Source organism: Actinomadura physcomitrii, from assembly GCF_008923205.2.
Lineage (GTDB): Bacteria > Actinomycetota > Actinomycetes > Streptosporangiales > Streptosporangiaceae > Spirillospora > Spirillospora physcomitrii.
Window position 1 is genome coordinate 1 of the sequence record NZ_WBMS02000026.1, and the last position, 18,651, is coordinate 18,651.

The 18,651-nt window shown below is 74.4% G+C and carries 20 protein-coding genes; 4 read left to right on the forward strand and 16 right to left on the reverse strand.

The features are described 5' to 3' along the window. Positions 1-82: 82 nt before the first annotated feature. The 15 genes from F8568_RS28610 to F8568_RS28680 form a co-directional block, all read right to left on the reverse strand. A complete protein-coding gene (locus F8568_RS28610; RefSeq protein WP_151596802.1) occupies positions 83-880 on the reverse strand; it encodes a hypothetical protein in 798 nt (265 codons plus the stop codon). 104 nt (positions 881-984) lie between these two features. Further along, positions 985-1,704, reverse strand: coding sequence for a VIT1/CCC1 transporter family protein (locus tag F8568_RS28615; protein ID WP_151596803.1), 720 nt, complete (start codon positions 1,702-1,704; stop codon positions 985-987). A gap of 27 nt (positions 1,705-1,731) precedes the next feature. Further along, positions 1,732-3,159, reverse strand: coding sequence for a prolipoprotein diacylglyceryl transferase (lgt, locus tag F8568_RS28620; RefSeq protein WP_151596804.1), 1,428 nt, complete (start codon positions 3,157-3,159; stop codon positions 1,732-1,734). Positions 3,160-3,264: 105 nt separating this feature from the next. After that, a complete protein-coding gene (locus tag F8568_RS28625) occupies positions 3,265-4,065 on the reverse strand; it encodes a DsbA family protein (protein WP_151596805.1) in 801 nt (266 codons plus the stop codon). A 126-nt stretch (positions 4,066-4,191) separates the two neighbouring features. After that, positions 4,192-4,971 carry a DsbA family protein gene (locus F8568_RS28630; protein ID WP_151596806.1) on the reverse strand — a complete coding sequence of 260 codons (780 nt, stop codon included), beginning with the start codon at positions 4,969-4,971 and terminating at the stop codon, positions 4,192-4,194. A 56-nt stretch (positions 4,972-5,027) separates the two neighbouring features. Further along, a complete protein-coding gene (locus tag F8568_RS28635) occupies positions 5,028-5,516 on the reverse strand; it encodes a vitamin K epoxide reductase family protein (protein ID WP_151596807.1) in 489 nt (162 codons plus the stop codon). 208 nt (positions 5,517-5,724) lie between these two features. Then, a complete protein-coding gene (gene trpA / locus F8568_RS28640) occupies positions 5,725-6,537 on the reverse strand; it encodes a tryptophan synthase subunit alpha (protein WP_151596808.1) in 813 nt (270 codons plus the stop codon). Further along, positions 6,534-7,766, reverse strand: a complete 1,233-nt coding sequence (gene trpB / locus F8568_RS28645) for a tryptophan synthase subunit beta (protein WP_151596809.1) — start codon at positions 7,764-7,766, stop codon at positions 6,534-6,536. Before trpB ends, trpA begins: the two co-directional genes overlap by 4 nt. 138 nt (positions 7,767-7,904) lie before the next feature. Next, entirely contained in the window at positions 7,905-8,711 is an 807-nt protein-coding gene (gene trpC / locus F8568_RS28650; RefSeq protein ID WP_151596810.1) for an indole-3-glycerol phosphate synthase TrpC, read from the reverse strand. A gap of 133 nt (positions 8,712-8,844) precedes the next feature. Next, positions 8,845-9,300, reverse strand: coding sequence for a DUF2752 domain-containing protein (locus F8568_RS28655; protein ID WP_328601058.1), 456 nt, complete (start codon positions 9,298-9,300; stop codon positions 8,845-8,847). Between the two features lie 49 nt (positions 9,301-9,349). Further along, complete coding sequence (locus F8568_RS28660) at positions 9,350-10,012, reverse strand: response regulator transcription factor (protein WP_151596811.1); 663 nt, start codon at positions 10,010-10,012, stop codon at positions 9,350-9,352. Then, positions 10,009-10,716 carry a Trp biosynthesis-associated membrane protein gene (locus F8568_RS28665; protein WP_151596812.1) on the reverse strand — a complete coding sequence of 236 codons (708 nt, stop codon included), beginning with the start codon at positions 10,714-10,716 and terminating at the stop codon, positions 10,009-10,011. The genes F8568_RS28660 and F8568_RS28665 overlap by 4 nt, the downstream gene beginning before the upstream one ends. Beyond that, positions 10,713-11,096 carry a phosphoribosyl-AMP cyclohydrolase gene (gene hisI, locus F8568_RS28670; protein WP_202125456.1) on the reverse strand — a complete coding sequence of 128 codons (384 nt, stop codon included), beginning with the start codon at positions 11,094-11,096 and terminating at the stop codon, positions 10,713-10,715. Before hisI ends, F8568_RS28665 begins: the two co-directional genes overlap by 4 nt. Before the next feature lie 159 nt (positions 11,097-11,255). Next, positions 11,256-11,462, reverse strand: coding sequence for a cold-shock protein (locus F8568_RS28675; RefSeq protein ID WP_026405868.1), 207 nt, complete (start codon positions 11,460-11,462; stop codon positions 11,256-11,258). A gap of 252 nt (positions 11,463-11,714) precedes the next feature. Continuing rightward, a complete protein-coding gene (locus F8568_RS28680; RefSeq protein ID WP_151596813.1) occupies positions 11,715-12,395 on the reverse strand; it encodes a TIGR03085 family metal-binding protein in 681 nt (226 codons plus the stop codon). Positions 12,396-12,593: 198 nt separating this feature from the next. On the opposite strand from F8568_RS28680, the gene F8568_RS28685 reads away from it, so the two are divergent. From F8568_RS28685 to F8568_RS28700, 4 genes are all read left to right on the forward strand, one after another. Next, a complete protein-coding gene (locus F8568_RS28685; RefSeq protein WP_407924492.1) occupies positions 12,594-14,378 on the forward strand; it encodes an ABC transporter ATP-binding protein in 1,785 nt (594 codons plus the stop codon). Further along, complete coding sequence (locus F8568_RS28690; protein ID WP_151596815.1) at positions 14,375-16,156, forward strand: ABC transporter ATP-binding protein; 1,782 nt, start codon at positions 14,375-14,377, stop codon at positions 16,154-16,156. Before F8568_RS28685 ends, F8568_RS28690 begins: the two co-directional genes overlap by 4 nt. A gap of 65 nt (positions 16,157-16,221) precedes the next feature. After that, on the forward strand, positions 16,222-17,475 hold the full coding sequence (locus tag F8568_RS28695) for a hypothetical protein (RefSeq protein WP_328601059.1): 1,254 nt from the start codon (positions 16,222-16,224) through the stop codon (positions 17,473-17,475). A gap of 75 nt (positions 17,476-17,550) precedes the next feature. Continuing rightward, positions 17,551-18,000, forward strand: a complete 450-nt coding sequence (locus F8568_RS28700; protein ID WP_151596816.1) for a hypothetical protein — start codon at positions 17,551-17,553, stop codon at positions 17,998-18,000. Positions 18,001-18,012: 12 nt separating this feature from the next. On the opposite strand, the gene F8568_RS28705 is transcribed toward F8568_RS28700, so the two are convergent. Further along, entirely contained in the window at positions 18,013-18,585 is a 573-nt protein-coding gene (locus F8568_RS28705) for a phosphorylase family protein (RefSeq protein WP_151596817.1), read from the reverse strand. Between the last annotated feature and the right edge of the window lie 66 nt (positions 18,586-18,651).

An 18,651-nucleotide genomic window follows, 5' to 3' on the forward strand; every position in this document is an offset into this window, starting at 1 on the left:
GCGCGCGCCGCGGACGGCCGCCGCCGCGGCCGCGGTCATCGGGTTCCACGGCGGGGCGGGCTACCGGCGTCCGGGGCGCACGTTACGACGCCCCGTTCCCGGCCAGGTCGAGCCGCTGGTAGAGGAAGTCGCCGGCGTTCTCGACGACCAGGCTGACGTCGATCATCTCGTTCAGCGAGTCGGGCCGCGCCCCGCCCGCGCGCTCCACCCACGTCACCACGGCGTAGTGCCCGTAGACGCTGGCGTAGGCGGCGGTGAACCCGGGCCCGAACGACGCCACGCCCTTCGGCTGCAGCGGCGTCAGCCACCCGGCGCCGGTCGCCCGGTCGAGGTCGCGCAGCACCTGCGCGGAGCCGTCCTGGCTCGCCAGGTTCACGACCATGAACTGGCCGACGTACTTCTTGTCCGGGCTCACGTAGGCGCCGCGGACCACCTGCGTGCAGCCGTACTTGGCGAGATCGCCCTGCAGCCGCGCGCCCCAGGTCGCGCTCTTGCAGTCGGACGTGAGGTCCGAGGCGGCGAGCGTCATCGTGTACTTGCCCTGCTTGAGGGTCTTGGCGTCCGCCGAGAACGCCTCGCCCTCGGTGATCGCCCGGCTGTCGGCGGTGCGCTGGGCGATCTTGCTGAACCCGTCGCCGCTGAAGTCGGGCGTGTAGGCGGTCGGCAGCGCCTTCGCCGCAGGCTTGTCGCCGCCGCCTCCGCCGCCGAGCACGACCACGGCGACGACCGCGATCACGACCACGGCGACCAGGGCGGCCGCTCCTCCGTACAGCAGCTTGGGGTTCGGAAGGTTCCGGCGGGGCTTGTCCTCCGGCCAGAAGTCCTTCCCTGCGCCGTCGCGTCCGGCCGCGGGGGAACCAGTGTCACGGGCCTCGATCACGCCCCGGAGCTTAGCGGTCCCGCCGCCCCCGCCGCGCCCAAAAGGGCGATTCATCCGTATTTGTTGCACCGTCGGCCGGCCGCCCGCGCGCCGCCTGCGCGCGCCTACAGCCCGTTGGTGCCGATCACCGCGCCGACGCCGTAGGTGATCGCGGCGGCCGCCGCGCCGAACAGCAGCTGGCGCGCCCCGCCGAACCACCACGCCCGCGTCGTCACCCGCGACACCAGCGCCCCGGCGAAGAACAGCCCCAGCGCCGCCACCGCGGCCGCCGGCCACAGCGAGGACGCGCCCAGCAGGTACGGCAGCACCGGCAGCAGCGCCCCCACCGCGAACGACAGGAACGACGAGCCCGCCGCCAGCAGCGGCGACGGCAGGTCCCCCGGGGACACCCCGAGCTCCTCCTTGGAGTGCATCTCCAGCGCCCCCTCGGGGTTGCGCGACAGCTGCCGCGCCACCTCCGCCGCGGTCTCGCGGTCGACGCCGCGCGCCTCGAACACCTCGGCCAGCTCGTGCTGCTCGGCCACCGGGTTGCGGGCCAGCTCCAGCCGCTCGATCTCGATCTCCGCCAGCGCCAACTCCGACTGGGACGCGACGGAGATGTACTCCCCCGCCGCCATCGAGAACGCGCCCGCCGCCAGCCCGGCCAGGCCCGCCAGCAGCACGACCTTCGGGTCCTGCTTCCCGCCCGCGATCCCCGCGATGAGCGCGAAGTTGGAGACCAGGCCGTCCATCGCGCCGAAGACCGCGGGCCGCAGCCAGCCCCCGCTGACGTCGCGGTGCTGGTGGTGCAGCTCCGGCGGCCTGCCGGCCTTCTCTCCGGTCATCTCCCCCGTACCGGGCATCCCGTCCGCCTACTTCCCGTCCTTGACGGGCTCTCCCTTCCCTACCCGCTCGGGAGCGTCGGCGGCACCGTCCGCACCATTCTCGCTGCTCACGGCCGCGGCCGGCGCGCCGGGGCCCGTTTCGGACTCCGGCTCGGGCGCGGGCTCCTCCGCCGTCTCCTCCGGATGCTCAGCGGGCTCCTCGGCCGCCTCGGGGGCCGCTTCCGGTTCGGACGTCCCGTCGGGCTCCGCGGGGGCGTCCTCGGCGGGCTGCGCGTCCTCCGCGGCCTCCGCGGGCTCGTCCGCGTCCGGGACCTCCGGCTCCTCGGTCCCGGCCGCGGTCTTCGCGTCCTTCTCGGACGGGGCCGCCTCCGGCGCCGGCTCCTCGGCCTGCTCCGGCGCGGGCTCATCGGCCGTTTCCGGCGCCTCGGCCTCGTCCGCCGCCTCGCCGGGTTCCTCGGCCTCGGGGTCGGCGTCCTTCGCGGTGTCCTTCGCAGGCTCGTCGTCCGCGGGCTCGTCGTCCGCGGGTGCGTCCTTCGCCGGCACGTCGTCGGCGGGTGCGTCCGACGCGGTGGCCGCGGTGCCGCCGGACGGGGCGGCGGCACCCGGCGCGTGCCCGACGATCGCCTCGGGGCCGGTCTTGGTGCGCGCGAAGTACAGGTACGCGACGGCGCAGAGGAAGACCACGATCGAGGTGTAGTCGTTCAGCCGCAGGCCGAGGAAGTGGTGCGCGTCGTCGATGCGCAGCGCCTCGATCCAGCCGCGTCCCACCGTGTAGGCGGCGACGTACAGCGCGAACGCGCGGCCGTGGGTGAGCCTGTAGCGGCGGTCGGCCCAGACGATCAGGATCGCGACGCCGATGCACCACAGCGACTCGTACAGGAACGTCGGATGGTAGGTGCCGATGTTCTCGTACTTCGGGTCCAGGGCCGGGCCGTCGCCGAGCGTCGGGCGGTGGCTCGGGTCGATCTTCAGCGCCCAGAAGGTGTGCAGCGGCCTGCCGTACAGCTCCTGGTTCCAGTAGTTGCCCCAGCGGCCGACGGCCTGGGCCAGGACGACCCCGGGCGCGCACGCGTCGGCGAGCGCGAGGATCGAGATGCCGCGCCGCCGGCAGCCGATGTACGCGCCGACCGCGCCGAGCGCGATGGCGCCCCAGATGCCGAGGCCGCCCTTCCAGATCTCCAGCGCCCGCACCGGGTCGCCGTCGCTGCCGAAGTACCGCTGCGCGTCGGTGATCACGTGGTACAGGCGCCCGCCGACCAGGCCGAAGGGCACCGCCCACACGGCCACGTCGATGATCGTGCCGGGGGCGCCGCCCTTGGCCGCCCAGCGTCGCTCGCCGACCCAGACCGCGACGACGATGCCGAGAATGATCATGATCGCGTAGGCGCGCAGCGGGACGGGTCCGAGGTGCCAGACGCCCTGGGACGGGCTCGGGATGAAGGCGACCGGGTGCATGACCGTTGACGTTACCGCCTCCGGCGGCATGGGACGGAAACGTCGGCGGCACCGACGGCCGATCGCCGCGCTACGGACACCGGTTCGAGACCGTGCGGACGCCGCTCAGCCCCGCTCGGGGGCACGCCCCGCGGACCGCGGGACGGCGGACCCCGCCTTGGCGACCGCCTTCTGCAGGGCGCTCGGGGAGCCGAGGGCGTCGTTGCCGAGCTGCCGTCCGTTCAGCGCGAGGAACGGGGTCGCGGTGACGCCCGCCTTGCCGGCGTAGGCGGTGGCCTGGTCGACCTGGCGCATCTGCTGCGCGCCGTTCACGCACGCCGCGAAGGTGGGGGCGGAGACACCGAGCTGCCCGGCCCACTTGACCAGGTCGGCGTTGGCGAAGCCCTCGTCTCCTTCGGGCGGCTGCTCGGCGTACAGCTTGTCGTGGTACTTCACCCAGTGGTCGGCGGGCATGCAGGCGGCGGCGTTGGCGGCGCGCCGCGAGTTCGACATCAGCGGGTCCTGCTGGAACAGCTGGAACGGCCGGTAGACGACCTTCACCCGGCCTTCGGCGGCGAGTTTCTTGATCGTGCCGCCGACGCGGGCCTCCATCGCCTTGCACGCCGGGCACTGGAAGTCCTCGAAGACGTCCAGGACGGGCGCGGTGACGCCGGAGTTCGCCATGGCGACCGAGCCGTCCCGCTGGCGGGCGGCCGGCGCGATCGGGCCGGTGTACTTCTCGGCGGACGGCCCGCCGCCGCCGTTGTTCCCGACCGCGACGACGACGATGACGACCACGACGGCCGCGGCGGCCACCGCGCCGAGGACGACGACGAGCAGCCGCCTGCGCCGCTGCGCCGCCGCCGCCCGCCGCCGGTCCTCCGCGAGCCGGTCCCGCGCGGAACGCTCCCTGTCGGCCTTGCTCATCGGTCCCCCCACGGACGTGACGATGTGTTACCGAGCACATCTGCAGCGTAGTGGGCGGGGGCGTCCCGCGCGGTGAGGCCGCACGGAGGGTTCAGCGGTTCGGGCGGGCGGGGCTCGCTTCCGGGCTCACTTCTGGGCCGCGCCGGCGGCCGCGTCGACCGCGGCCTTCAGGCCGTCGGGGGTGAAGACCATGCTGCTGTCGAGCTTGCGCCCGTCGAGGAAGACCGTCGGCGTGCTGTCGACCCCGCGGGTCTGCAGCGCGTAGTTGGTCATCGCGTCGACCTGGGACTTCTTCTGCTCGTCCGTGACGCACTTGTCGAAGTTCGGGTCGGAGATCCCGATGTCCTTGCCCCACTTGACGAGGTCCTTCGGGGAGAAGCCCTTCTCGCCCTCGGCCGGCTGGAAGCGGAACAGCGCGTCGTGGTAGGAGATCCACTTGTCGGCGGGCACGCACAGCGCGGCCTCGGCGGAGCGCAGCGAGTTCGTCTTGACCGGGTCGGGGCTGTTGCCGAACAGGTGGAACGGCCGGTAGACGACCTTCACCTTGCCCTGCGCGGCGAGCTGCTCGACGGTCGAGCCGGTGTTCTTCTCGAACTGCTTGCAGTTCGGGCACTGGAAGTCCTCGAAGAGCTCCAGTTCCGGCTTGGTGACGCCGGCCTTGGCCATCACGATCGAGCCGTCGGCCTGGCGGCTGAGGGGGGCCAGCGCGCCCTGGTGGACCTCGGCGCGGCCGCTCTTGTTCTTGTGGTCGATGACGAGGACGGTCGCCACCACGATCACCGCTACCGCGACCACCGACCCGAGGACGATGGACAGCAGCCGCCGCTGCTTGGCCCGCGCCGCCTGCCGCCGCCGTTCGGCGGCGAGGCGCTCTCTCGCGGACCGCTCCCGTGCGGCCTTGCTCATTGGAACTCCTATGGATGGGGGCCGCGCGTGCTGGGTGCGGCGCGGGTCCGGCGGGACTAGTCGGCCTGACCGATCCGCCGGAACTCGTCGAACAGAACGAGGATGAAAAGCAGGATAGTGATGGCGTGGACCCCGCTGCACCACAGGCAGATCTTGTGCAGCACCGCCAGTTCGACCGTCACCAGGTAGACGACGAACAGGACCCCGACCGACACCGCCGCGAGCCGCGCCCAGCGCAGCGGCGGCCATGGCGAGCGCTGCGCCCACGGGGTGAGGAGGGCGCCGAACCCGGCGAAGAACGCGAGCCCGAACAGCGGCATGGGGATGCCGAGGAGCTCGGAGTACTCGCTGGTGGTGACCGCGTGGCAGTCCACCGTGGCGGTGGCCGAGCACACCAGGGCGCCCTGGTCGTAGTGCGTGATCGTCAGGTAGACGGAGATGCCGAGCCCGGCCAGGACGAGCAGCCAGGCGACGGCCTGGTACCACACGGGCGGGCCGGGCGCCGCCGCCGTCGCGCGTTCCCGCGCCGTCATCTCTTGCGTCATCGTGGATCCTTCCGGGACGGCCTCCGCCGGCGAAAACACCTTACGGGAGCGTGAGGCCGTCTCAAGCATGAACCGGACGGGGGCGACGGCGAGTTCCCGGAACGCGGAAAAACGTCCGCGGAGGACGGGACGGCCCCGTTCTCCGCGGACGTTCCACTGATCGTTCGGGGTCGGACCGGTGCGGGCGCCGGCCCCGGGAGCGCCGGGGTCAGCGGCCCTTGCGGACGCCCTCGGCCAGTTCCGCGGTGAGGGCGCGGACGCCGGCGAGGCCGGCGGCGAGGTCCCGGGCGTCCAGCAGCCGCCGGACGAACGCCGACCCGACGATCACCCCGTCGGCGAAGCCGGCGACCTCGGCGGCCTGGGCGCCGTTGCTCACCCCGAGGCCGAGCCCGATCGGCAGGTCCCGGCCGGACCGTCCGATGATCTCGCGGGTGCGCTCGACGAGCCGGGGCGCGCCGGTGTCGACGGCGGTGCGGGCGCCGGTGACGCCCATCAGCGACGCCGCGTAGACGAAGCCGCGGGACGCTCCGGTGACGGTCGCGACGCGCTCGTCGGTGGAGCTGAGCGCGACGAGGAACACCCGGTCGAGGCCGTGCTCGTCGGCGGCCTCGAGCCACTCGCCGCCCTCCTCGGGGGTGAGGTCGGGGGTGATCAGCCCGGCGCCGCCGGCGCCCGCGAGGTCGCGGGCGAACGCGCGGACGCCGTGCCGGTCGACGGGGTTCCAGTACGTCATCACCAGCGTCGGGACGCCGGTGGCGGCGACGGCCTCGACGGTGCGGAACACGTCGGCGACGCGGACGCCGCCGACGAGGGCCCGGTGCACGGCGTCCTGGATGACGGGGCCGTCCATCATCGGGTCGGTGTAGGGCAGGCCGATCTCGATGACGTCGCAGCCGGCGTCGACCATGGTCTTCGCGGCCTCGACGGCGCCGTCGACGGTCGGGAACCCGGCGGGCAGGTAGCCGACGAGCGCGGCGCGGTTCTCGGCCCTGGCCTTGTCGTAGGCGTCCTTGGCGGTCACTGCGGGTCCCCCTCGGGCATCAGGCCGAAGAAGGACGCGGCCGTGTGCATGTCCTTGTCGCCGCGGCCGGACAGGCACACCGCGATCGTGGCGTCCGGGCCGAGTTCCCGGCCGACCTTGAGCGCGCCGGCCAGGGCGTGCGCGGACTCGATCGCCGGGATGATCCCCTCGGTGCGGCACAGCAGCGAGAACGCCTCCATCGCCTCGGCGTCGGTGATCTCGCGGTACTCGGCGCGGCCGGAGTCGCGCAGCCAGGAGTGCTCGGGGCCGACGCCGGGGTAGTCCAGGCCCGCGGAGATCGAGTGGGTCTCCAGGGTCTGGCCGTCGTCGTCCTGCAGCAGGTAGGTGCGCATGCCGTGGATGACGCCGAGGGAGCCGCCGACGAGGGTCGCGGCGTGCCTGCCGGACGTGACGCCGTCACCGCCCGCCTCGAACCCGTACAGCCGGACGGACTCGTCGGGGACGAAGGCGTGGAACATGCCGATGGCGTTGGAGCCGCCGCCGACGCAGGCGACGACCGCGTCCGGCAGGGCGCCGGTGAGCTCGAGGCACTGCCGCCGCGCCTCCACGCCGATGATCCGCTGGAAGTCGCGGACCATCATCGGGAACGGGTGCGGGCCCATCACCGAGCCGATGCAGTAGTGGGTGCTCCCGACGCTGGCGACCCAGTCGCGGAAAGCCTCGTTGCAGGCGTCCTTGAGGGTGCGGCTGCCGGTCCGCACCGGGACGACCTCGGCGCCGAGCATCCGCATCCGGGCGACGTTGAGGGCCTGCCGCTCGGTGTCGACCTCGCCCATGTAGACGGTGCAGTCGAGGCCGAGCAGCGCCGCGGCGGTGGCGGTGGCGACGCCGTGCTGCCCGGCGCCGGTCTCGGCGATCACCCGGGTCTTGCCCATCCGGCGGGTGAGCAGCGCCTGCCCGAGCACGTTGTTGATCTTGTGGGAGCCGGTGTGGTTGAGGTCCTCGCGCTTCAGCAGCACCCGGGCGCCGCCCGCGTGCGCGGCGAACCGCTTCGCCTCGGTCAGCAGGCTCGGCCGGCCCGCGTAGTTGGCGAGCAGGTCGCCGAGCTCTTCGGTGAAGGCGGGGTCGCTCTTGGCGGTCTCGAACTCGCGGGTGAGCTCGTCCAGCGCCGCCATCAGCGCCTCGGGGGCGAACCGGCCGCCGAAGCGGCCGAAGTGGCCGGTGGCGTCGGGGACGGCGGCAGCGCGCGCCGCACTGTCGATGGTCATGGGAAAACGCGTCCTGTCATGCGTAAGGGGCCTGCGTCGGACATCAGTCGGATGCGCTGAGGCCCCGCCATCGCTCGTGGAGCGGCTCTGCGGGCATGACCGTAGCCTACCGAGTCCCGGCCGGCGCCGGTCGGCCGGTCAGCCGCTCTGCCGCAGCGCCGGGTGCGCGCCGGCGGCGACGAGGTCGGCGACGGCGGTCCGCGGGTCGCGGCCGATCACCAGGCTCTCCCCCACCAGCACCGCGTCCGCGCCGCTGGAGGCGTAGGCGAGCAGGTCGTGCGGGCCCCGCACGCCGGACTCGGCGATCCGCACGACGTGCTTGGGGATCGCGGGCGCGACGCGGGCGAAGACGTCCCGGTCGACCCGCAGGGTGCGCAGGTCGCGCGCGTTCACCCCGATGACCTTGGCGCCCGCGTCCACCGCGCGGGCGGCCTCCTCCTCGGTGTGCACCTCGACGAGCGGGAGCAGGCCGATCGACTCGGCCCGCTCGACCAGGGACACCAGCGCGTCCTGCTCCAGCGCGGCGACGATCAGCAGCGCCATGTCGGCGCCGTGCGCGCGCGCCTCCCACAGCTGGTAGGAGGTGACGATGAAGTCCTTGCGCAGGACGGAGACGTCGACGTTGGCGCGGACGTCCGCGAGGTCCTGCAGGCTGCCGCCGAAGCGGCGCCGCTCGGTCAGCACGCTGATCACCTTGGCGCCGCCGGACTCGTAGTCGCGGGCGAGGGCGGCGGGGTCGGCGATCGCGGCGAGCGCGCCCTTGGACGGGCTGCTGCGCTTGACCTCGGCGATGACCGAGACGCCGGGCCCGCGCAGCGCGGCGAGCGCGTCGCGGGGGGCCGGGGCGGCGGCGGCCTGGTCCTTCAGCGCGCCGAGCGGCACCTCCCGCTGCCGTTCGGCGAGATCGGCGCGGACGCCGTCGATGATCTCGTCCAAGACGCTCAAGTGGTAGGCCCCCTATTTCAGGTCGATCCGTGCACCGATCGTAGCCGCCCCCGCCGACGGTCCTCGCACCCGGGAGGGGTCCGGGACGTCCGCGGGACGCGGCGGTCCGGCGGCCGGCGGCACCGTCCGCGGGTCAGGGCGCCAGGGCGTGCGCGAACGGCAGGTTCCGCACGACCCAGTAGACGGCGACGACGCCGACGAAGACGTACACCGCGGCGGGCCGCAGCAGCGCCGACCACATCGGCCGCCCCTGGAGGCTCAGCACCGTCCAGCGGACGTACAGGTAGCCGAAGACGGGCAGCAGCAGGAACAGCAGCGGGTTGAACCCGAACGCGCCGCCGACGTGCCCGTGCGCGAGCGCGTTGACCAGCCGCATCGCGCCGCAGCCGGGGCAGTAGTAGCCGGTCATGGCGAGGAAGGGGCAGGTCGGGTAGTGGCCGGGCTGGTTCGGGTCGACGACCGCGACCAGGCCCGTCGCCGCGGCGGCCGCGGCCAGGACGATCCCGTGCGGCAGCAGCGCCCGCACCGGGCTCTTGCGCTCGCCCCCACCCGCCGGATGGGGATGCGCGTGGACGGCGGGACGGCTCACGCCCCCACCATAAGGCGGCCCCGCCGCAAGTCCGCCACCCGCGAGTCCGCTACTGGGCGTCGAGGACGTATCCGACGCCGCGGACGGTGCGGATGGGGTTGTCGTGGCCGAGCTTGGCGCGCAGCTGGGCGACGTGGACGTCGACGGTGCGGCTGCCCGCGCCGGCGCCGGGGCCCCAGGCGGCGTCGAGGAGCTGCTCGCGGGTGAAGACGCGGCCGGGGTTGGCCATGAGGAACGCGAGGAGGTCGAACTCGGTGACGGTGAGCGCGACGCGGTGGCCGCCGACGGCGGCGGTGCGCAGGTCCGGGTCGAGGGCGACGGGTCCGGCGCGCAGCGGGCCGGGGTCGGGCAGCGGGCCGCGGCGGCGCAGGGCGTCGGCGACGGCGGCGACGAGCACGCGGGGCCCGAAGGGGCGGTCCACGCGGTGCTCGCCGAGGTGCCGGGCGATCGCCGGGTCGAGGGGGCCGGTGACGGCGACGACGGGCGCGGGGCGGGCCGCCTCGGCGACGCGGCGGTACAGGTCGGCGGGCAGCGCGCTGGTGGACACGTCGAGGACGACGACGTCGGGGCGGGCGCGTTCGGCGGCGGCGGGCGCGCGGCCGGGGTCGGCCTCGATCCGCACGTCGTAGCCCTCGCGGGCCAGGTAGCGGCGCTGGAGTTCGGCGACGGCGGGATCGTGCTCGGCGACCAGGACGAGGCCGTCGGCGGTCACGGCCGGCCGTTCCGGGGGGCGGCGCGCTCGCCGGCCCTCGGGCCGTCCGGCTCCCCGGCCGGGTCGACGGGCTCGTCTTCGGCCGGCGCGCGCGCCGCGTCCTGCGCCGCGTCCTTGGCGGTCGGGTCCTCACCTCGGTCGAGGGACTTCCACAGGGCGGAGGGGTCGTCGGCGGGGGCGGCGGTCTTGGGGGCGGCGGGACGGGACGCGGGGGCGCCGGCCCGTTCGTAGCGGGCGGACATGCCGGGCCAGCGGCCGCCGCGTGCCGCGGCGACCAGGCCGCCCGCGACGAGCAGGACGCCGCCGGTCACCGACGCCATCCACCACAGGTTCACCGCGAGCGAGGGATGCGCGCCGATCTTCAGCAGGGCGCTCTTCTCCCCGGCGGCCGACAGCACGTGGGCGCGCTGGACGGCGGCGGCGGAGGCGTAGACGACGCCGGCGCCGAACAGGGCGATCAGCACGCCGACGGCTGACCGGACGCGGCCGCGGGTGGCGAACAGCGCGGCGAGCCCGGCGAGGCCGGCCCAGGCGAGCGCGGTCGCGGTGCCGCCGAGGTCGTGGCCGCTCAGGTGCGCGGAGAACGGCGTGATCGCATCCTCGGCCTTGACGGTGGCCCAGGTGCGGCCGCCGGCGAGCAGGGCCAGGCCCGCGCCGGCGGCGCACAGCAGCGCGGTGAGGCCGCGCTCACGCCCGGGGGTCATGACCGGGCGTCAGGGCGTTCCCCGACCACGGCGTCGAGCACGTCGGCGTCCCAGCAGGTGCGGTCGCCGGTGTGGCAGGCCGCGCCGACCTGGTCCACCTTGACCAGGATCGCGTCGGCGTCGCAGTCGAGCGCGACGGACTTGACCCACTGCTGGTGGCCGGAGGTCTCGCCCTTCACCCAGTACTCCCGCCGGCTGCGCGACCAGTAGGTGCAGCGGCCGGTGGTGAGGGTGCGGTGCAGGGCCTCGTCGTCCATCCAGCCGAGCATGAGCACCTCGCCGGTGTCGTACTGCTGGGCGATCGCGGGCACCAGGCCGCTGGCGTCGCGCTTCAGCCGCTCGGCGATCTTGGGGTCCAGGTTGGACGAGGGAACGGACATGACGTCCATTGTGCCGGGTGGTGCCCGGTACCCGCGACGGACCCCGCGCGGGGCGACCCGCCGGGGCGGCCCGCCCGGCGGCCGCCCGGCCGCCGGACACGAAAGGGCCCGCCCTCCCCCGCCGGGGGGAGACCGGGCCCAGACGTACGACTGCGGGTCTTACAGGGGGACGACCTGGTCGGCCTGCGGACCCCGGTTACCCTGCGTCACCTCGAACTGGACGCGCTGGTTCTCGTCCAGCGTGCGGTACCCGGAGGTCTGGATCGCCGAGTAGTGCACGAAGACGTCCGGCCCGCCGCCGTCCACGGCGATGAAGCCGAAGCCCTTCTCGGCGTTGAACCACTTCACGGTGCCCTGCTGGGGCATGTCTTTCTCCTTGCGGCAAAACACGGGCCCACACCTCGCGGGCCCGGCGCGGTCGCTGCGGAACGCTCTCGCCCCCGGTACGGTCCCGGAAAAGCCAAAACGCCCGCTGCCATCAGTCCGCGGGCGTCTGGACAAACGATCGAGAACCACGACTGCAACCGACCGCCCCACCGTATCACCGGTTCCGCGTAAAACGCAGGAGCGGGAAGGCCTGCGTTTCTCCTCTCGGCGAACCCTGCCGTTACCTGCCCGTTAAAGACTCCAACCGGTCTCGGTCAGGGTCTTGACAGAGTCCGTGGGCCCGGTGAGGCGGACCTTCGCGACGTCCGTACGGCCGAGCGTCCACAGGACCAGTTCCCCGACGGGCCCGTGCACCCGCACGGGTCCGGAGCCGCCGCCGGGCCCGCTCCGGCCCCGCGCGCGGCCCGCTCCGGACACCCGGACGCTGCGCCCGTCGGGCCGGACCAGCGTTACCTCGACGTGAACTTTTCTTAGTACAAACCGGGCAATTTTTATCCGTCTCCAGAGTAGTTCCTCGAGTTCACCGGACAGGTCCCTGGGCTCCCAGTCGGGCCCGGCCCGGCGGACGTCCTCATGGTGAACAAAGAACTCGACACCGTTGGCGATTTTGTCCATGCCCGGAACCGCGAACGGCGAGAACTTGGGCGGACCCTGCCGAAACCGTTCCACCAGGCGCTCGAACGGGACGGCCCGCGCGGTGCGGCGCCGGACGCGCTCGGTGTAGAAGGCCAGCGGGGGCAGCAGTATTCCGGGTCCGGTGTCCGGGCGCCCCTCCCGGACGACCAGGTGCGCGGCCAGGTCGCGGGCGTTCCAGCCGCCGCACCGGGTGGGCGCGTCGGGTCCCGCCTCGGCCAGGGCGCCGGCCAGCAGGCCGCGCTCGCGCCGGACGGGGTCGTCCTCGGGCGTGCTCATTGGATGATCGTAGGCCGCCCGGGCCCGCTCGGGAATAAGCGTCAGGGCCGCATGGTAGGGACTAATCAGGCCCGCGAATCCCCCACAACCCCGTACGCAGGGGGCATCACCCCGGGTCGCCGTGCCGTGATCGAGGAGTGAACCGTGCCGCCTGCGTCCAGACGCGTGTCCCCCCATGTCCTCCGCGAGGGACTGCGAGTGCTCTGGGTCGCCGTCCGCGCCGAGCCCCGGGTGTTCAGCGTCTCGGTGGTCGCCAGCGCCGTGTACGCGGCGATGACCGTGGCGACCGCCCAGGTGCTCGGCTGGGCGACCCAGACCGTCGTGCTGCCCGCGTTCCGGGAGGGCCGCACCACCGCCGGGGCGCTGTCCGGCGCCGCGGCGGCGATCGTCGGCGTCGCGCTGCTGAAGGCGCTCGGCGTCGCGGGCCGCCGCTTCTACGCGGGCCTCATGCAGTACCGGATGCAGGCCGCCTACCGCCGGTCGGTGACCCGGCAGTACCTGCGGCTGCCGCTCGCCTGGCACCACCGGCACCCGACCGGGCAGCTGCTGTCCAACGCCAACGCCGACGTGGAGGCGGTGTGGGCGCCGATCGCGCCGCTGCCGATGGCCGTCGGGGTCGTGTTGATGCTGCTGATCGCGGCCGTGTCGATCCTGGTCACCGATGTCGCGGTCGCCGCCGTCGGGTTCCTGATCTTCCCGGCGATCGCGCTGATCAACGTGGTGTACCAGCGCCGGCTCGCGCCGGTCGCGACCCGCGCGCAGCAGCTGCGCGCCGAGGTCAGCGAGGTCGCGCACGAGAGCTTCGAGGGCGGCCTGGTCGTCAAGACCCTCGGCCGCGAGGAGTCCGAGACCGCCCGGTTCCGGGAGCGGGCGCACGAGCTGCGCGACGCCAACATCGCGGTCGGCCGGATCCGCGGCCTGTTCGACCCGGTGCTGGAGGCGCTGCCGAACCTCGGCGTGCTCGCCGTCCTGCTGATCGGGTCCGTGCGCCTGGAGTCCGGCGCGATGACCGCCGGCGACCTCGTGCACGTCGCCTACCTGTTCACGCTGCTGTCGTGGCCGATCCGCGCGCTCGGCTGGGTGCTGGCGGAGGTGCCGCGCAGCGTCGTCGGCTGGAAGCGGGTCCGCGGCGTCCTCGACGCGACGGGGTCGCTGCCGTTCGGCGACGCGGCGCTCGGCGAGGACAAGGCGGCGGCGCTGGAGGTCCGCGACGTCCGGTTCGCCTACAAGGGCGCCGACGGCGACCGCGAGGTCCTGCACGACGTGTCGTTCGCCGTCTCCCCCGGCCGGACCGTCGCCCTGGTCGGGCCGACCGGGTCCGGCAAGTCCACGCTCACCTCGCTGCTGGTGCGGCTGGTCGACCCCGCCGACGGGTCCGTCCTGCTGGACGGCGTGGACCTGCGGGACGTCCGCCGCGGCGGCGTCGCGGAGACCGCCGCGCTCGTCCCGCAGCAGACGTTCCTGTTCGACGACACCGTCCGCGGGAACGTGACGCTCGGCCTGGACGTCCCCGACGAGCGCGTCTGGGAGGCGCTGCGGCTCGCGCAGGCCGACGGGTTCGTCGCCGCCCTCGCCGACGGGCTCGACACCCGCGTCGGCGAGCGCGGCGCGTCGCTGTCCGGCGGGCAGCGGCAGCGGCTCGCGCTGGCCCGCGCCCTGGTGCGGCGGCCCCGGCTGCTCGTCCTGGACGACGCGACGTCCAGCGTCGACCCGCAGGTCGAGGCGCGGATCCTGCAGAGCCTGCGGGAGGCCCGGTCGCTGCCCGACGACGACGGCGCGACCGTCGTGGTCGTCGCCTACCGCAAGGCCACGATCGCGCTCGCCGACGAGGTCGTCTACCTCGACCACGGCCGCGTCACCGGGCGTGGCACCCACGCCGAGCTGCTGGAGACGTCCGAGGGGTACCGCGACCTCGTCAACGCCTACGAGCGGGCGGAAGCGGAGCAGGAAGCGCTCGACGGCGGCGAGGAGGCCCTGGCATGACGGTCATCGACGAGGCGGCGGCCACCGAGGGCGGCCTCCGCACCCTGCGGCGGGGCCTGCGGCTCAGCCCCGAGTTCCGGGCCGGGCTGGCGGGCACGCTGGTGCTGGCGCTGCTGTCCACGGCGGGGCGGGTGGTGGTGCCGATCGCCGTCCAGCAGACCATGGACAAGGGCCTGGACCGCGCCGGCGGCCCCGACATCGGCTTCATCCGCTCGGCGGTGCTGCTGTGCGCGGTCGCGGTGCTGCTGACGGCGCTGTGCGCGTACGCGATGAACGTCCGGCTGTACAAGACGTCCGAGGGCGGTCTCGCGGGGCTGCGCGTCAAGGCGTTCCGGCACGTCCACGACCTGTCGATGCTGACGCAGAGCGGCGAGCGGCGCGGCTCGCTGGTGTCGCGGGTGACGACGGACGTCGACCAGATCAGCAACTTCATGCAGTCCGGCGGCCTGATGTTCATCGTGTCGATCGGGCAGCTGCTCGTCGCGAGCGTGCTGATGCTCGTCTACTCGTGGCAGCTCGCGCTGCTGGTGTGGGCGGCGTTCCTGCCGCTGGCGTTCGCGCTGCGCCGCTTCCAGCGGATCGTGTCCGCCCGGTACATGCGGGTCCGCGAGCGCATGGGCGACCTGCTCGCCGCGGTGAGCGAGTCGGTGGTGGGCGCCGCGGTCATCCGCGCGCACGCCGCCGAGGAGCGCACCGGCCGCCGCGTCGACGAGACCGTCGACGCGTTCCGCTCCACCCAGACCCGCGCGCAGGCGATGGTCGCGCTGACGTTCCCGGTCAGCGAGCTGGTCGCGGCCGTCGCGACCGCCGGCGTCGTCGTCGCGGGGACGCTGCTCGGCATCGGCGGCCACCTGACCGCCGGCGAGCTGGTGGCGTTCCTGTTCCTGGTCACCCTGTTCGTCAGCCCGATGCAGACGGCGACGGAGGTCCTCAACGACGCGCAGAACGCCATCGCCGGCTGGCGGCGCGTCCTCGGCGTCCTCGACACCGTCCCGGACGTCGCCGACCCCGGCGACGCCGGCGAGACGCTGCCGCGCGGCCCGATCGAGGTGCGGTTCGAGTCCGTCGGGTTCGCCTACCCCGGCGGCCCGCCCGTCCTGCACGACGTGAACGCCGAGATCGCGCCCCGCAGCCGCGTCGCGATCGTCGGGCAGACCGGGTCGGGCAAGACGACGTTCGCCAAGCTCCTCACCCGCCTCATGGACCCGGTGTCCGGACGCGTCCTCATCGACGGCGTGCCGCTGGACCGCGTCCGGTTCTCCTCGCTGCGCGAGCGGATCGTCATGGTGCCGCAGGACGGCTTCCTGTTCGACGCGTCCCTCGCCGACAACATCCGCTACGGCCGCCCCGACGCCACCGACGAGGACCTCGTCCTCGCCATGACGGAGCTCGGCCTCGCCGACTGGCTGGACGGCCTCCCCCAGGGCCTCGCCACCCCGGTCGGTCAGCGCGGCGAGTCCCTCTCGGCGGGCGAGCGGCAGCTCGTCGCGCTGGCCCGCGCCTACATCGCCGACCCGGACCTGCTCGTCCTGGACGAGGCGACGTCCGCGGTCGACCCGGCCACCGAGGTCCGCATCCAGCGCGCCCTGGACGGGGTGACCCGCGGCCGCACCGCGATCTCCATCGCGCACCGCCTGTCCACCGCCGAGGCCGCCGACGAGGTGATCGTCTTCGACGCGGGCCGCATCGTCCAGCGCGGCCCCCACGCCGACCTGGCCGCCCGCCCCGGCGTCTACGCCGACCTCCACGCCTCCTGGACCGCCCAGCGCGACATGTAACCCCGGCTGGGAAAACACCTCTAAAGCACTTGCCCGTTATCTGGTCTGGTGCGCATTCTGCTTGGGTGAGCAACGAGGTCGTGTTGGAATCGGCGGGCACGCTGCGGGGTCAGCTGCAGCGGGGGCTCGGGAGGGCCGCGCGGCGCGCGGCGGACAGGCCCGGCGCGGGCGAGTACGTCTATGACTGCATTCGCCGGGATCCGCGGTGGGATCGGCAATGCGAGGCGAGAGGCCTGTACTACGCCCGGTTGATGGTGGATCTGGAGTTGCCGGTGTGGCCGGTCGCGGAGCATCTCGCGGACCCGTCCGACCATGCGGACGGCGACGAGTGGCGGGTGCGGCTGGCGCTGGAGGTGCTGGGGCATCTGGTGCGGTTGAGCCGGCGGGAGGCGGCGGTGCCGCTGCGCCGGTACGCCGAGGAGGGCGCGCACTGGTTCGACGCGCTGGACGAGCTGGTGGAGCTGGGCGACCCGCGGTTGGCGGAGGGGCTGGACGGGCTTGTGGCGGCGCGGTGCGATGACGGTGACATCGGGTTGCTGGTGGCGGGCGGTGCGAATCCGGTGCTGGAGAGCTGGGCGGTGCGGCAGCCTCGGATAGCGGAGGCGCTGGCGCGGCGGCGGGAGGCGGGGCGGCCGCGGCGGCCGGTCGGTGCGGCGCCGGGCGGGCCGGAGCGGACGGACGCGGAGTTGGTGGAGCTGGCGCGGCGCCGGGACGACGGCGCCATCGCGGCGATCTTCGAGCTGGGGCGGCGGCGGACGCCGGCGCTGCTGGATCTGGCGGAGGAGCTGCTGCCGCAGCGGCCGAGCCGGTTCGGCGGGGCGGTGTGCCGGGCGTTGCGGGAGTACGGGCCGGAGGCGCTGCCGTGGGCGCGGGCGTGGGCGGCCGAGCGGGGCGGGTGCGCGTTCATGGGGATCAGCATGCTGGCGCGATATGGGACCCGGCAGGACGTCCCGCTGCTGATGGAGGAGTTGCGGGAGGCGCTGGAGAAGCGGGAGTGGCAGGGCGCGGCGGGCCCGATCGAGGGGCTCGGGAGGCTGCGCGCCGGTGAGGCCGTCCCGCTGCTGAAGACCGCTTGGACCGAATCACCCTACGCTTTCCTGAGACCTCGTATTGTGACCGCTTTGACTCGTACGGCGCCGCACACCGCGGAGGCGTACACGATCGAGGGCCTCTGGGACTGCCAGGAGGGCGTCCGGACGGAGGCCGCCCGGTTCGCGCCGCTGACCCGGGAGACCCGCATCCGGCTGCAGCGGCTGCACAACGACGACGCGGAGGATCCCGGCGTGCGGGCGGCGGCCGGCGGCCGCCTGGCCGCCTGAGCACCGGCTGAACCTTTCCGGGCCCGCGCGCGTACCGCCCGTCGTATCGCGCATCTCACCCCGGGAGGACGTGCCATGGGCTCCACGCATCACCTCGGACGTGCGGCGGGGGTCCCCCGCGCCGCGCTGGCGCTGGCGGTCGCCGCCGTGCTGGCGCTGCCGCTGGCGGCGGGCTGCAGCGCCGCCGGGAAGTCCGGCAAGTCCGGCGACGCCGACCGGGCCGCGGCGCCGGCGAACCTCGACGAGCTGGCCTCGCGGACGGGCTGCACCCTCGCCGGCCGCCGCAAGTCGCAGCAGCTGCAGCAGGGCAACTGCCGCAACTCGCGCGGCCAGTACGTGCTGCTCAGCTTCGACAGCGACCGGGACATGTCGTCGTGGCTGAACGAGGCGAAGCCGTGGGGCGGGACGTACCTGGTGGGGACGCGCTGGGTGGCGGTGAGCACCCCGGCGACGCTGCAGTCGCTCCGCAAGGACCTGGGCGGGCACATCCTGTCCGGCGAGATGCACGGGATGAGCCACTCCTAAGCCGGGGGCCGCTCAGGCGAGCGCGGCGGCCCAGCGTTCCAGCGCGGGGCCGGTGCGGGCGAGGACGCGCCGGGCGGCGAGGCCGCGGGTGACGGTGCCGGGCCGCAGCAGCGGGTGCCCGGGGCCGTCCACGACGACGCGGAGCGCGGCGACGGGGACGCCGGCCGGGAGCGCGGCGGCGACGTGCGCCGACTCCATGTCGACGACGCGGGAGCCGTCCGCCGCCCATGCGCGCCGCTCCGGCTCGCGGACGACCCGGTCCGCGGTGACGAGCGGCCCGGCGTGGGCGCGCAGGCCGTCGGCGGCGAGGGCGGCGGCGAGCGTCCGCGCGGCGGGGCAGGGCACGGGCTGGCCGCCGCCGCGGATCTCCTCGGCCACCACGACGTCGCCGGCGGCGAGCCGGTCGTCGAGCGCGCCGCCGAACCCGACGACGGCGACGGCGGCGCAGCCGGGCAGCCGGGCGGCGTGCCGGGCGCGGTAGCCGACGACCACGGCGGGCGCGCGGGTGAGCCCGCGCGCGACCGCGCGGGCCTCCAGCCGCAGCGCGGCGCACACGACCAGGCCGGGCGCTTCGTCACCGGTCATCCGTCCAGTGCAGCACGGGCCGGGCCGCGGATCCAGCTCCCTGGTGCGGCGGGCGCCGCGCGCCCC